A 17,379-nucleotide genomic window follows, 5' to 3' on the forward strand; every position below is an offset into this window, starting at 1 on the left:
AATATAATTTACAATTGATTTTCTTGTGATTTTTACTCCTTTTGGAATGCCTGTAGTACCACTGGTGTACAATATGCATGCTAAATCTCCATAAATTACAGGTAAGTGTGTTAAACAATCTTCAGCATCATTTATAATCTCAGATATATTTAAAATAGTGCAGTCACTATCCAAATTGGATGTGCGTTCTTCAGTTTCATCACTGACAATAACAACTTTGGATTGAGTATCATTCAATATGAAGCTCAATCGATTGTCCGGAAGGGCATCATCTAAAGGAACATAAGTTGCACCGATAGATAATATGGCCAGTATACTAAACATATAGTATTCAGATCGTTCAGTTAAAAATCCAACAGAATCATTTATCTTAACGTCCATTTCTTTTAATTTTTCAGCGATTTTATTCGCAATAAAAGCACTTTCTTCGTAACTGTAGGTTTTGTCCTTAAAGGATACGAAATTATTGTTTGGATATCTTGAAAGATTATCATTAAATGCATCCAAGATGTCATTATATTTTAATTCGTGTTCTGTTTCATTGATTTCGTCTAAAAGTTTTAAATCTTCATCACAAACATAATTTATATCGGACAATTCATTTTTATCTAATATTTGAGTCAATACTTCTTTATATGCTTTCGCAAATCTGATCATTGTTTCTCTAGAGAATTTATTGCTGTGTTCAACCTTGATAAGATAGCCGTCATCAAGATTGTAGATTACACATAATAAATCAGAAATTAAATTAAAATTAATATCTTCAATATTAATTCCGTCTTCGACATCTGATATATCATTTAAATCATGATTATATTCAAAACAGACATTATTATTCAAATTAAATTCATTGGCAAGTAATCTGTATGGATAATCACTGTAAAGCATTGAATCTAAAATTAAATCAGACACATAATTTAAATACTCTTTAACTGAGGTGTTTTTACAGTTAATCACTAAAGGAATAGTTCTGACAAACATTCCTAATGCATTTTGAGAATATTCTTCATGTCGGCCGTTTTCAGTAAAGTTGAAGTAAACTTTATCGTTGCCTATGAAGCGTGAATATGTGTATGCAAATATTGCATTCAGTAAAGAACCTATGGTAATTCCATTTTCATGAGCAAATTTTTCCATTTGTTCACGAATACCATGCACAGGCAAGGTAACGATTCCTGAATGACCATCAATATCGTCTAATAATTCTGTAATGTCATTTAAATCATCAAATTGGTCATTAAAGAAATCATGTGCTTCTTCGTATGTATTTTTATATTTTGATTCAAAAGCATCAAGACTGGCTTTAATGAAACCTGTGTCTATTTTACTGTCTGACTTTTTATTTAAAATATCATTCAAGTTATTGTTAATTACAGTTTTTGTTGTAGCATCACTGATTATGTGGTGTATATTATAATATATGATTTTGGATTTTCCATCATCTACAATATAAAAACGTGCCAATGATTCATTTAAATCAAATACATCGTTGATTTTTGAAAAATTTACTTCGTTTGTGATTTCAATTTGAGGGTAGCTGTCACAAACTAAAAGGGGCATATTTTCGTTATCTATAATCCTTCCTTTTAAAATTGGATGTTTTTCAATTAATTTGTCAACGGCATCTTTGATTTCATTAATCTGACAATTTAAATCACACTCATATAATCCTGGATTTGCATATGCGATACCTTTATCATGAACTTTTTCATCTAAATAAATACCCCATTGAGGTTCGGATAAACAGCAAACGAGCCCGTCATCAAACTGGTAGTTTCCAATAAATTCCAGCTCTGATTTAATGTTTTCTATAAATGTTGGGTATTTTTCGCCAAGATATGTGTCTTTAGCATAATCTCCACCAAGGATATATCCGTCTTTAATTTTAGCAATATTCAGGGTTATTCCATAAGAATTGGATTCGAAAATGTCAGTTTCAATATCTTTATCTGATAAATAATTATTAAGTGATTCAAATAACTTGTTTTTAAATATAAATTCCGTACTTAGGAAATTAAATGTAACTGGACAGTGTTTATATTCAAATTCGTTTTTCAGATATATTAAAGATCCATAATTCAAACCTAAATCATTGATGTTTTTGAATTCTTCTTTAAGTTTATAAACATCTAGCATTAAGGAAATGTTGTCTTCACCATTAATCAAATCAAGTTCTACAGGATATTGACTAGTAAACCATCCGATGGTACGGCTGACATCAGCTAATCTTTCCTCACGACCATGTGATTCACGATTAAAGATGATGTTTTTGCCGTAAGTCTTTTTATATGCGCGGGCAATTGCTAAAGCCAAATATTCTTCTTCAGTCAGTCCCATTATATTGTCTGGATTATAATTATTTTCCGCTTTAAAACTGAATACAGCACTTGGTCCGCAAATTTCAGAATCATCTAGGGAGTTATTAATTTTAATCCAATGCTGTTTTTCCTCTTCAGAAATATTATCGGCCAATTCTTTAATATTATCTACCCATAATTTATATGGATAAGGCCTGATGAGATCGATTTCCCTTCCGGATTCTATTTTATAATAAAGATATGATAAATCATCAATTAGGATACTCCAGCTAATACCGTCAATAATTAAGTGATGAATGATAAACATAACATAGCTTTCATTATTGTGGTGGATAAGATAGATTTGTATTAAGCTATTTTCAACATTCAATGAATCAGGGGCTTTCATGAAGATATCCATCAATGTTTCATTGACATCCTTTTCAGAATATATTTCATTAATTTCGCAAACTCTAGTATTTACAGGCCTTATTTCCTGAATTGGTTTATTATCTTCAAATGTGTATTTTGCACGTAACATATCGTGGATATTGGACAATTTATCAAAGGCCTTTTGTAATGCATTTAAATCAAGTATCTGATTTGCTTTTAAGATAAAATGCTGGTTGAATTCATTTTTATTAATTTGATCAAAGAAATAACTCTGGATAGGATGCAAGTCAACAATGCCTTCTACCGCATCATATGAAACTTTGGAAATGCTTTCTACATTTTTGGAAATTAAATAAGGGGTTTTGTAATTTAGTATGTCTTGTGCACTGCAGGAAATATCATTGCTTTGAAGTAATGAAATAACACGTATGGCTTTGATTGAATCTCCACCTAAACGAATAAAATCGTCATATAAACCAATTTTATCCTGATTCAACACGTTTTCAAATGTTTCTACAATTATTTTTTGCACCTTGGTGACCGGAGCAACATATCTTGAATGTAAATGCTCCAGATTAACTTTTGGCAATGCTTTCTTGTCTACTTTACCATTGACATTTAACGGAATTTTGTTTAAAGGAATAATAAATGAAGGAACCATGTAATCAGGTTTATGTTTTGAAACATATTCTCGAATGTAATCTCTCAGTGAATCTGGGGAGAATTCTTTAGATGCAACCACATAGGCTATCAATTCATTATTTCCATTATTATCTACTACTTGAACTGTAACATCATCAACATAATCGATTTTTCTAATTGCTGATTCGACCTCAGGTAATTCTACACGGTTTCCTCTGATTTTAACCTGACTGTCACGGCGGTCCACTATTGCCAAGGTTCCATCAGGTAAAAATCGGACCATGTCTCCTGTACTGTAAATGTGCTCATATCCTTTTTCATCATCAAATGGATTATCAAAGAATGATTTTGCGTTTTCCTCTTCACGATTCAAGTATCCTGGAGTTAACTGGGTTCCTGCAAGATACAATTCTCCAACAGCTCCCAAAGGTACACGGCGATGTTCATCATCTAAAACATATCCTTTAACATTGCTGATGAATCTTCCGATACTTGTATGGTGCACACGTTTGTTGGCAAAAATGCTGGTTGAAACAGCCAAGTTTTCGGAAGGACCATATGTTTCAAACGGACCGATGGAATCTGGTGCATTCAATTCACCTAATTTCATTCCACCGAAACACAGTAATTTTATTGTGGTTTTCATGCCGCTTTCAGCGAATAATTTACCGACTTGGCTGGTAATATAAGTATGAGTACAGTTGTGTTCTACATAATAGTCATTTAAAGCTTTCAAGTCCAATCTGATTTCTTCAGGAACTATATATAATGATCCTCCGGCAATAACTGGAGCATATAATGCTGCAGTATGGATATCAAATACATAAGAACAGTGCATACCGTAAATGTCCTCTGATGTAAATGAGGTCTCATCAACATACCATGAAACAAAGTTATTTATGGCTTTTCTGGTAATTAGAGTTCCTTTTGGAGTACCTGTTGTACCGCTGGTATATAAAACACAGCCGATATCTTCATCATCAGTGCTTACAATATTTAAGCGATTTGAACTGTCAATTTTGGATTTTGTGATATTTGAAACATTTAAAACATTAATATCTAAGCTATTGTTGTCTATAATGTCTAAAATATCTTGTTCCGTTTCATCGGTTACGATTACAACGCCTGATTTGGTATCTTTAAGCATTAATATTATACGGTCTTCAGGATAATTTGCCTCAATAGGAACATAAACGGCACCGGCTGTCAAAACACCCATACTTGCTAATAAGAACCATTCTGAACGGTCAACAAATAATGCAACAAAATCCTGTTTTCCTATACCTAAATCGTTTAATTGTTCAGCTATTTCATTAGCTATAAAAGCACTTTCTCCGTGGGTGTAGGAAATGTCATTATATCCGACAAGAATATTGTCTTCATATTTCGTCAGATTCTTGTTGAATGTTTCCAAGAGGTCTCCGTATTCAAATTCAGTTTCAGTTTTATTGTAGGAATCCAACAGTTCTAAATCTGATGAAGTAATATAATTAATCTCTGATAAATTATTAACCTCGGTTATTTGGGATAATATTAAATTATAACTTTCTGCAAAACGCAAGATTGTATCTTCACTGTATTTGTCGGAATACATTATATTTAAACTATAATTATCTCCATTTTGTATAACATCAACATTGAAATCGCTGATAAAATCGGACATGTCATTAATCATTTCCTCTTCAATGTCAATATTGTTATTGCGGTCTCCAATCCAATCAGGCATATACTGGAAAATAATATCTGAGTTTATATCATATTCATTTGCCAATAATCTGAATGGATAATAGTTATATCTCATCACACCATAAATTAAATTTGATATGTATGTAATAAAATCAGCTGAGGACTGATTTTTACAATCAACCATCAACGGCAATGTATTTACATACATTCCTATTGAATCGAAATTGTTGAATCTGTCACGTCCGTTTTCAACAATGTTGAATAATACCTTATCGCCACCTGTAAATCTGGATAATGTATATGCAAAAACACCGGTAAATAATGCATTCTCGCTGATGTTGTTATTGTCAATAAATTCTTTTATGTTGCTGTTTAAATCGATTTTACACATGCCGGGTCCATCAAAGGTTATATCGTCTAATAAAACACTAACTTCATCAACATCACACAGCATATTGTCGAAATAGACTTTTGCAGCATCATATTCTTCGGTTTTTTGGATTTCCTGATTAAATGCAGAGACTTTTAAGAATGATTCGTCTTTATCAACTACATTATTGTCGAGAATATTCAATAAATCTCGTTTGAACACCGGTTTGGATAGACCATCAAAGATTAAATGGTGGAAAACTGCAAATAATTCATATTTTTCATCTTTTTCAACAATCAGGAATCTGCATAAACTTTCATATAAATTAAATCCTTTATTTAAGAAGCCATTAATTGTTTCATCATCAATATTATTTTTAATTGAAATCTCTGGCTTTTTGCCTTTTACCAGATAAGGAACTTTGAATTCGTCACTTACATGCATTTTTAAAATCGGATGAACGTTTATCATTTCATTTAAGGCATTATGCAAATCATCTATTGAATATTTTTTAGAAATATTCATGTTTACCGGAATAAGATATGAATCAGTCTTATCATTGGCAATAATGTCCAGATATACATTCAATTGTGGTTCATTTAAAGGACATCCTCTTTCAATGGAATATTTATCTAAATTAAATGATTTTTTACTGATGTTATTTGCTATTGCCTTTGGAGTGTGCAGACTCAAAATATCTGCCGCTGAAATGTTATATTCTTTCAGGTATGAATTCAGTTTAATTGCTGTTAATGAATCTCCACCTAATTTAATGAAATCGTCATAGACACTGATTTTTTCTAGATTAAACACTTCTTCAAATGCCTTTACAATATCCTCTTCTGTCTTATTTGTCGGTGCAACATATTCGGCACGTAAATTCTTAAGGTCAACTTCAGGCAATGCCTTTTTATTTACCTTACCGTTGACATTTATCGGAATCTCATCTAATTTCACGACATATGAAGGAACCATATAATCTGGTTTATATTTGTTTACATGGTTTTGAATATAATCAACCAAAGCATTATCCTCTAAATCATTGGATGTTACGATATAGGCCACCAGTTCCTTGTTTCTTCCATTATCTATTGTTTGGACAGTAACATCTTCAACATCACTGATGTCTCTGATTGTTGATTCAACTTCTGTGAGCTCTACACGGTTTCCTCTAATTTTAACCTGTCCGTCACGACGGCCGACAATACCTAATGACCCATCTGGCAATACTCTTACAAGGTCTCCTGTGCGATAAATTTTGGAATAATCTTCATCCTCACTGAACGGATTGGTTATGAAAGATTCGTTTGTTTCTTTTTCACGGTTCATATAGCCTTGAGATACCTGATATCCTGCCAGGCATAATTCTCCGACAGCACCGATTGGAACACGTCTTAAATCTGAATCCAAAATATAATATTTTGAATTGTAGTTCAGATATCCTACAGATGAATAATCTATTTTATCTGAGTTATTTATTGATGTAATGAAGTTATTGGTTTCTGTAGGTCCGTATTCATCAACTAAAATATAGTCTTTCGGACTTTCACTTTCACCTAATTTCTCTCCACCGACAAAGAGGTATTTCAGGGATGTATCTTCATTTGTTTCCATGAATAATTTACCGACTTGTGTGGTAATCATTGTATGGGTAACGTTCTGCTTAATGAAATAGTTATTTAATTCATCCATGTTCAGCCTTATGTCTTGTGGAACTACTGACAAACAGGATCCTGCATGAATGGCCTTGAATATGGACTCACAACCGGCATCAAAACCGATAGATGGATATAATGCATAAACATCATCACTGTTTAAATCATATTTGTCTGCATAATACTCTGCTACATTAAGAATGGACTTTCTGGTGACCTTAACTCCTTTAGGAACACCTGTACTACCACTGGTGTATAGAATAGAAGCCACTTCACCATAACATACATTCAATTTATCCAAAGTTCCAATGTTTCCATTAACAATGTCTGAAATATTTAAAATAATAATATTATCTTCTGTTAATTGTTTGGCTCGTTCATAAGTATTGTCATCTACAATAATTGCTTTGGAATCAGTATCTTTTAATATAAATTCAATACGTTCGTCCGGATGTGCATCATCTAAAGGAACAAAAACACTTCCTGTAGATAAGATAGCTAATATGCAGGTCATGTATTGTTCGGATCTGTCCACTAAAAATGATATGCAGTCTTTTGGTTTAATTCCGGATTTAATTAATTTTTTAGCTATTTTATCAGCAATAAATGCTCCTTCAGCATAAGTATAGCTATTGTCATTGTATGAAACGAGTTTATTGTCCGGACATTTTGAAAGGTTGTCGTTAAATGCATCTAAAATGTCATTATATTTTAAGTCATGTTCTGTTTTATTGTATTCATCCAAAAGCTCTAAATCTTCTTTTGTAATGTAGCTGATATCTGATAAATTGCTTACATTGATTATCTGGGATAAAATTAAATTATATGTCTCTATAATTTTGTCAATGGTCTTTTTACTGTATTTATCAGAATATATGATATTTAATGTGTAATTATCATCTTTCTGATTAACGCTTACATTCAAATCACTTATTTGGTCATCCGTATCCTTTATTAAATCTTCATTATCCAAATCATCATTTCTATCTTTATTAAACCAGTCAGGCTGATATTGGAAAAGGATATCTGCATCTATATTATATTCGTTTGCCAGTAATCTGAATGGATAATAGTTATATCTCATGGCACTGTAGATTAAATCAGACATTGAGTCGATAAATTCTGAAACGGCTTGATTTTTACAGTTGGCCAGTATTGGTAACGTGTTTACATACATTCCTATTGAATCGAAATTGTTGAATCTGTCACGTCCGTTTTCAACGATATTGAATAATACTTTGTCGTTGCCTGCAAATCTGGATAATGTATATGCAAAGACGCTTGTGAATAATATATTTTCATTAATATAATTTTTTGATATAAATTTATTGAATTGCTCTAAATCGATGTCCAAATTGCATTCACACGTGCCCGGACCATCGGTTAATATGTCATTTAACAATGTTCCTATTTCATCATTTTCTGCAAGCATTAAGTCATAATAATCTTTTGCTTCACTATATTCTTCGGTTTTTTGGATTTGCTGATTAAATGCAGATACTTTTAAAAATGAATCGTCAACATCAATATTATTTCCATTAAGAATGTTAAGTAAATCTTGTTTAAATACTGGTTCGGATAATCCGTCAAATATTAGATGGTGGAAAACACTGAATATTTCGTATCCGTCATTTTTTTCATTAATTAAGAATTTACATAAACTTTTTTCTAAATCAAATCCTTTACTTAAAAATTTATGGATAAATGTTTCATCAGCATCATTTTTAACTATTATTTCAGGATCATTTCCTTTTATTAAGTAAGGGACCTGGTGATTGTCACTTATGCACATTTTTAAAATCGGGTGCACGTTTAAAATTTCATTTAATCCGTCGCATATTGTGTCAACTGAATATTTTTTGGAAATATTCATTTTAACTGGAATGAGGTATGAATCTACTTTGGCATTGGCGATAATATCCAAATATACGTTTAGCTGTGGTTCATTTAAAGGACAGCCTTCATCTATTGAATACAAATCCAGATCAATATTGGATTCATTTATATTTTCTGCAATTGCTTTCGGAGTTCCTAAATTCAATATGTCTGCTGCAGTAATATTGTAATCGTTAAGTTGGGATATTACTCTGATTGCTATGAGTGAATCTCCTCCCAAACGTGAGAAATTGTCATAAATACTAATTTTTTCCTGATTAAATGACTCTTCAAATGCATTTACAATGTCTTTTTCTATTTTGTTTGTTGGTGCAACATATTCTACATGTAAACTATCAAAATCAACTTTAGGCAATGCTCTTTTATCTACTTTGCCGTTTACATTCAATGGAATTTTATCCAATTCAATAATGTATGAAGGAACCATATATTCCGGCTTATGTTTTGATACATATTTGCGAATAGCATCTTCAAGATTACCTTCATCATATTTGTCTTTTAAAACAATATATGCTGCAAGTTCGTTGTTGGATTCATGTTTAACGGTCTGAACAGTTACATCATCCACATAATCGATTTTACGAATGATTGATTCGATTTCAGATAGTTCTACACGGTTTCCTCTGATTTTAACTTGACTGTCACGGCGTCCTACAACACCGATTGATCCGTCATTTAGTATTCTTACCATATCTCCTGTACGGTATAATCTGTTATAGTCTTCATCTGATTCGAATGGATTGTTAAGGAATGCTTTTTTATTTTCCTCTTCACGATTTAAATATCCTTGTGCAATTTGATAACCTGCAATGTAGAGCTCTCCGACAGCGCCTGCAGGCACACGTCTGAATTCATTGTCCAATACATAAGTTTTGGTGTTGTATCCTAGCATACCTACTGAAGAAGAGTCTATTTTGTCAGCATTTTCTATTGAAGCGATGAATACACATGCTTCCGTTGGACCGAATGCATCTACTAAAATATAATCTTCTGGGCTTTCAAATTCACCTAATTTCTCCCCACCTACTATCAGAAATTTCAGAGAAGTATCATCTACACTTTCTATAAACAATTTTCCAACCTGTGTGGTAATCAATGTATGAGTAACATTCTGACTGATGAAATAATCATTCATTTTTTCCATATCAAATCGAATATCAGCAGGAACTACAGACAAGCGGGCTCCGGAATATAAAACAACGGCCATTGCCATTAAAGCTGCATCAAAACCGATTGTTGAGAATAATGCATAAACATCATCATTGGCTAAATTAAATTTGTCCTGATAAATAGTTGCCAGGTTTACAATTGATTTTCTGGTAATCTTAACGCCTTTAGGGATGCCTGTAGTACCACTTGTGTATAAAATACAGGCTAAATCACCATAAACAACAGGTAAACTGGATAAAGTTCCAGTATCTTCTTTAATGTCTGAAATATTTAAAATAGCAATATCTTCAGATAGTTTATCGACGCGTTCATAGGTCTCTTCACTTACAATTACGACCTTGGTTTGCGTGTCATTTAATATGAATTGTATTCTTTCATCGGGATGGGCATCATCTAGGGGAACATAGGTTGCACCGCATGACATTATACCTAAAACGGATAAAAGATATAATTCACTGCGAGGAACTAAAAATCCAACACAATCTTGAGACTCAACACCTAAATCAATCAGTTTTTTGGCAATTTCATGAGCTATAAATGCACTTTCACTGTAGGTGTATGAGATATCTTTATAGGATACCAGTTTATTATTTGGATATTTTGAAAGATTGTCATTAAATGCATCTAAAATATCATTATATTTTAAGTCATGTTCTGTTTTATTGTATTCATCCAAAAGCTCTAAATCTTCTTTTGTAATGTATGTGATGTCAGATAACTTGCTTGCTTTGATTATTTGGGATAATATTAAATTATATGTTTTTATAATTTTGCTGATTGTCTTTTCGCTATATTTGTCAGAATATATGATATTTAATGTGTAATTTTCATCTTTTTGATTAACGATTACAGTTAGATCATTTATTAAGTCTTCTGAATCTTTTGTTAAATCTTCATAATATAATTCATCATTTCTATTTTCATTAAACCAGTCTGGCTGGTATTGGAAAATGATATCTGCATTTATGTTATATTCATTTGCCAGTACTCTGAATGGATAATAGTTATATCTCATTACACTATAGATTAAATCAGACATTGAGTCCATGAACGTGGATACGGCTTGATTTTTACAGTCTGCCAGTATAGGTAATGTATTTACAAACATTCCTATTGAATCGAAATTGTTGAATCTGTCACGTCCGTTTTCAACAATGTTGAATAATACTTTGTCGTTGCCTGTAAATCTTGATAATGTATAGGCAAAGACGCTTGTGAATAAGACATTTTCATTAATATAATTTTTTGATATAAATTCATTGAATTGCTTTAAATCGATATCCAAATTGTATTTGCATATGCCCGGACCATCGGTTGACACATCATTTAACAATGATTCTATTTCATCACTTTCTGCAAGCATTGAATCATAGTAATCTTTTGCTTCACCATATTCTTCGGTTTTTTGGATTTGCTGATTAAATGCAGATACTTTTAAAAATGAATCGTCAACATCAATATTATTTCCATTAAGAATGTTAAGTAAATCTTGTTTAAATACTGGTTCGGATAATCCGTCAAATATTATATGGTGGAAAACGCTAATTAATTCGTATTTATCAGTTTTTTCATTAATCAAGAATTTGCATAAACTTTTTTCCAAATCAAATCCTTTGTTTAAAAATTTATGAGTAAATGTTTCATCAGCATTATTTTTAACTATTATCTCTGGTGAATTTCCTTTTACTAAATAAGGAACTTCGGGATTGTCATTTATACACATTTTTAAAATAGGATGAACATTCACCATTTGATTTAAGGCATTATGCAAATCATCTATTGAATATTTTTTGGCAATGTTCATTTTAAGCGGTATGAGATATGAATCTAGTTTATGGTTGGCGATAATATCCAAATATACGTTTAGCTGTGGTTCATTTAAAGGACAGCCTTCATCTATTGAATAGGCGTCTAAATCAATATGGGAATCATTAATATTTTCTGCAATCGCTTTCGGAGTTCCTAAATTCAATATATCTGCTGCAGTAATATTGTAATCATTAAGAAGGGATATTATTTTGATTGCTGTGAGTGAATCCCCTCCCATGTGTGAGAAATTATCATAAATACTAATTTTCTGATTAAATATAACTTCAAATGCGTTTACAATGTCTTCTTCTATTTTGTTTGTTGGTGCAGCGTATTTTGCATGTAAACTACCAAAATCAACTTCAGGCAATGCTTTTTTATCCACTTTACCATTTACATTCAATGGAATTTCATTGATTGAAACAACAAAGGAAGGAACCATGTAATCAGGTTTGTGTTGACCAATATAATCTTTAACGTATTTGACGATGTCTCCTTTAAAATCAGGAGCAACCACATATGCAACCAATTCATTATTTTCACCGTTTTTAATTATTTGAACGGTTACATCATTAATGTCGGCAATGTCCCTTATGCTCAGTTCAATTTCGGACAATTCAACACGGTTTCCTCTGATTTTAACTTGTGAATCTGCTCTTCCTATAATGGCAACGCTTCCGTCAGGCAGATATCTTCCCAAATCTCCGGTTTTATATATTCTATTATAACCATTGATTTTGCCATCGAACGGATTTTGGAATAATGCCTTTTTGTTTTCTTCAGGATTCTTAAAGTATCCTTTAGTTGTTTGATATCCTGATAAATAAATTTCACCAACAGCACCGAATGGAACTCTTCGCTGTTCATTATCTAAAATATAAGTTTTGGTGTTCCAGTTCAGCATACCAACTGATGAATCATCCAATTTTTCATCAACGTCAATGGAAGTAATGTAATTGGCTTCAGTCGGACCATAAACATCACTTAAAGTATAGTTTTTTGGAGGAACAATGCTGCCCAATTTTTCACCGGCAGTTTGCAAATACTTCAAAGAAGTTTCTGATACAGTATTAACAAATAATTTGGCTATTTGGGTTGTAATTAATGTATGTGTTACTCCATATTTTATGAAATAGTCATTTAATTTAAAAATGTTTAGTCTAATGTCATTTGGAACATATGTTACTGATCCTCCGGTAAATACTGATGCAAACTGCTCTAAAGAAACATCAAAACCAACGGAGGCGAAAATTCCTATAACATCATCATGTCCAAATTCTGTGCTTTCAACATAATATTCTATAAGATTCAAGATACCCAATGTAGTCATTTGAACTGCTTTAGGATTTCCTGTTGTTCCTGAGGTATAGAGAATACATGCCACATCATTAACATCTGAATCAACATAATCCACATGATTTGATGTTTTAACATCATCCAGTAAAGAAGAAATGTTAATAATATTTAAATCAAGATTAGCTCCATCATCAATTTTTTCGACACGGTTCTGGAATGTGTCCGTTACAATTATTGCTTTTGATTCTGATTGTCTTATCATGAATTCAATACGCTTATCGGGATGGTTTTCATCAATCGGAACATAAGTAATGCCTTGAGATAAGCAGCTTAATGCGGTTATGAGTGTCCAATGATTACGGTCGACAAAAACAACAACATTATCATTAGATACGACTTCATGCTGCTTTAATAATGAATTTAAGCTATTTACAATATATGCAATTTGAGAATATGTATAATTTGCATCATCACTTAATGTTAAACTATTGTCTGGATTTTCAATTAACTGGCTGTTGAAAGCATCCAAAACACTATTATATTTCAAATCATGCTCTGTCTGATTAAAACTATCTAAAATCTTTAAATCATCATTTTCAGTATAATTAATCTCTTTAAGTTTATCAACACTGAGCATTTCCTGTAAAATTAACATATATGTTTTAGTAAATCTCTCAATGAAAGAGTTTGAGTATTTATCTGTGTGTAAAATCCTGATTCCTAACTCGTCATCATCAACATCGAAAATAAAGAATGTCAAATCACCTTCAGGGTCATGATCTAACTCATTTACAGAATATCCATAATCATCCTTATTTAGTAATGTGGAAAATAGATTATGGGCGTATTGGAATGAAATATCAAATTTCAAGTCAAATTCATTAGCTAGAAAACGGAAAGGATACAGGTCATAATTCATTACAGTATTTACCAAAGTGCTGGAATATTCCAAAAAGGAATCTACAGTTTGATTTTTACAATCCATGATTATCGGAAGTGTTTTGACAAACATTCCTATAGATTGTGAATGATCAATGTGGCCTCTTCCGTCTTCAAGAATATTGAAAAGGACTTTGGAAGAACCTGTGAATCTGGATAATGTATATGCAAAAACACTTGAGAAAAATTGATTACGGGTAATGGAATGATTCTGTAAAAAGTCAGTCAGTTTATTTCCATCGATATCAAATGTATTCATATACTGAAATTCACTATCCTTGTCAATGCTAGGCATTAATTCATGAACTTCGTCTATATCGGCCAGCATATTGTGCATAAAGATTTTTGCATCATCCATATAATCTGAAGAAATATTTTCCTCAAATGAAATTTGTCTTAAAACTCCATTATCAATAAAATCTAATTCACATTCATTTAAAATATCGGATAATCTATTTAATAGGATTTTCAAGGATGTTCCGTCGAAAATTAAATGGTGGCAATCCATACATAGTATTGATGATTTTTCATTTTCTACAATTAAAAAACGAGACAGATATTTGTCAAATTCAAATTGTTGAACAAATGTATCAATATCACTGGCTGTTCCTTCAATAATTGGTGGTTTCGCATCAAAGCAAAATGAAGGCACATCATTATCAATTAAAATACGTGCTGTTAAAATTGGATGGATTTTAAATAATTTATCCAATGCAATTTTGATTTCTTCACCAGTGTAATCATTGAATTCTATTTTAAACGGATTATTATACTCCGTTTTCATATTATTTGTAATTTCATCCAAATAAATATTTAATTGGGATTCAGATAAGGGGCAGGTCTGATTAAAATCATAATTAACATTATCGTCCTGTGAATTCAAATGAGATTTAATATAATTGCTAATCTGTATTGGCGTTGATAGTTCAATTAATTTATTTGATGCTATACTTACATTGAATCTATTCTTTATGGCCAACTGCAATTTCATTGAGGATAATGAGTTACCTCCCAATGCAACAAAATCATCATCAATCAGCACTAAATCTTTGTTTAAAACTTTTTTAAATCCTTCGATTACGCCTTTAAGGACATTATCATTTATCTCTATATCGGCATTTCTTTGATTATGTTTTTTCAATGCATTTTTATCAACTTTTCCATTGACATTTAATGGAATATAATCCAATTCTAAAAAAAGGGATGGAATCATATATGGAGGCAGTTCTTTTTTAAGGGCATTTTTCACATCATCAATATTTAACTTATCATTGGTTGTATAGTATGCAATTAAATTATCGTTATCCACATCTAAATTAATCTCTGAAATGGAATCAAAGCTTTCCATGATTTTTAGGATTTCATCTGACTCAATACGAAATCCCCGCACGGATAATTGGTTATCCTGTCTTCCGACAATTTCAATTTCTCCGTCAAAATTATAAAAAGCCAAATCTCCCGTGCAATACATAATTTTATTGTCTTCACAGTCACAATATGGATTTTCAACAAAAGCCTTCTCAGTTAAATCAGGACGGTTATAATAACCTGGGCTCATATAATCCCTTGAAATATATAATTCACCCATAACACCAACAGGGACCGGATTTTTGTTTTCATCCAGAATATATTTCCATGTATTATCTAATGGTTTGCCTATTGGTGCAGAATTATTATTTAAATCCACAATTTTCGTTGCTGTAAATGCAGTTTCGGTTGTACCATAAAGGTTGACTAAATTGGTGTTCGTTTCTTTTTTAGGCAAGTTATCTAATTTGGATCCTACTGAAATAAGATATTTTAAATCAATATTTTCATTTTCATATATTGGCAAACATAATGCCGGAGGTATAATAATATCATTTAAAGGCTGGTTTTCAAGTACCTGGATTAATAATAAACTGTCTTTTCGTTCCCTTTCGTTTAATATTCTGCAGGATTCACCAAAGTATAATGCGTAATATACTCTGAATGATGCAATAAAACTAAAACTGAAATAACATCCGGTAATGCTGCCCTGTGAAGATTTATAAATTTTTCTTAAAGATGAAGCCATAGCTCCAATTTGTTTATTGGGAACCATTACGCCTTTAGGCAGGCCTGTTGTACCTGATGTGAACATGATGGAAAATAGATCATCTCCGCTGCCTTCACATTCAACTACTTCATCATAATTCCTGTTTAAATCCTCAATATAAATCACGTTGATATTAAAATCATGGACATTTTCATATTCTTTGGTTGTGATAATGTGCTCGCACTGAGCAATATTTATCATATGCTCAATACGTTTGGCAGGATAATCAGAATCAATTGGAATAAATGTTGCACCAATTTTATTCAATGCTAAAACCAATTCAGGAAAATGATAATCTCTTGGAAGCATTAAAGCAATGGAATCGCCTAAACCGATAGTAAAGTTTTTTTTCAAATCGTATGCAATGGAGTTAGTTGAATATTCCATTTTGCCATAAGTTATTTGGTTTACACCATCATCAATGGCGGTTATATTGGGATATTTAATTGCATTTTCACGAAAAGCCTGGGCTAATGTTTTATTTTTATCTATATCAACAATATCTCCTTTACAGAAATCCGCAATCAATGCTTTATCTTCATCCCCAATAATGCAAAGGTCTTTACACAGTTGGTTCGGATTATTTAATGAATTATCTATTAGGGATGCAATGTTTTTTAGCATATGTTCGATATAAATTTCTTCAAATAAATCTGTATTATATATTAATTCCAATTCATCATCAAAAATATTTAATGTTAAAGCAGAATCGTTTATATTAATATCTTCAGCATTTACCTGTGTAAGGTCATAAACAGAATAAAATGAATCAATATCCATATCAATTTCTGTATCAATAAACGTATCATTATTTATTTTATTTAAATGTTCATTAAAAGAAATATTTTCATCATAATCAATTTTAAATAATATTTGAGCGTTTAAATCATTTTTAGAAATAGTGCTTTTTATTAAGCATCCTTTGGTTCTGTCCACTCTTGATAAGTATAGTGAAAAAATACCTATAATAAAATCAAATCTGGAAATTTTGTTATTTGTTAAAAATTCATTTAATGATTTATTTACAAGTATGATTTTTTTGTTTTTGTAGGAATCTGATTGGATATTATAAAATTTAATATAATTTTCAATATTTTTATCAATTTTTTCTGAAAGAAAATAATTGTTATTTTTCATTATACCACCAGA

Annotated in this window: 1 protein-coding gene; it reads right to left on the reverse strand. The window is 31.3% G+C overall.

The window, feature by feature from the left end; all coding sequences use genetic code 11:
- The coding region (locus tag ACKI5C_RS00915) for an amino acid adenylation domain-containing protein (protein ID WP_407431115.1) at positions 1-17,367 on the reverse strand (17,367 nt) is incomplete at its 3' end.
- Positions 17,368-17,379: the final 12 nt, after the last annotated feature.

It is taken from the genome of Methanobrevibacter sp. (assembly GCF_045646045.1).
GTDB lineage: Archaea > Methanobacteriota > Methanobacteria > Methanobacteriales > Methanobacteriaceae > Methanocatella.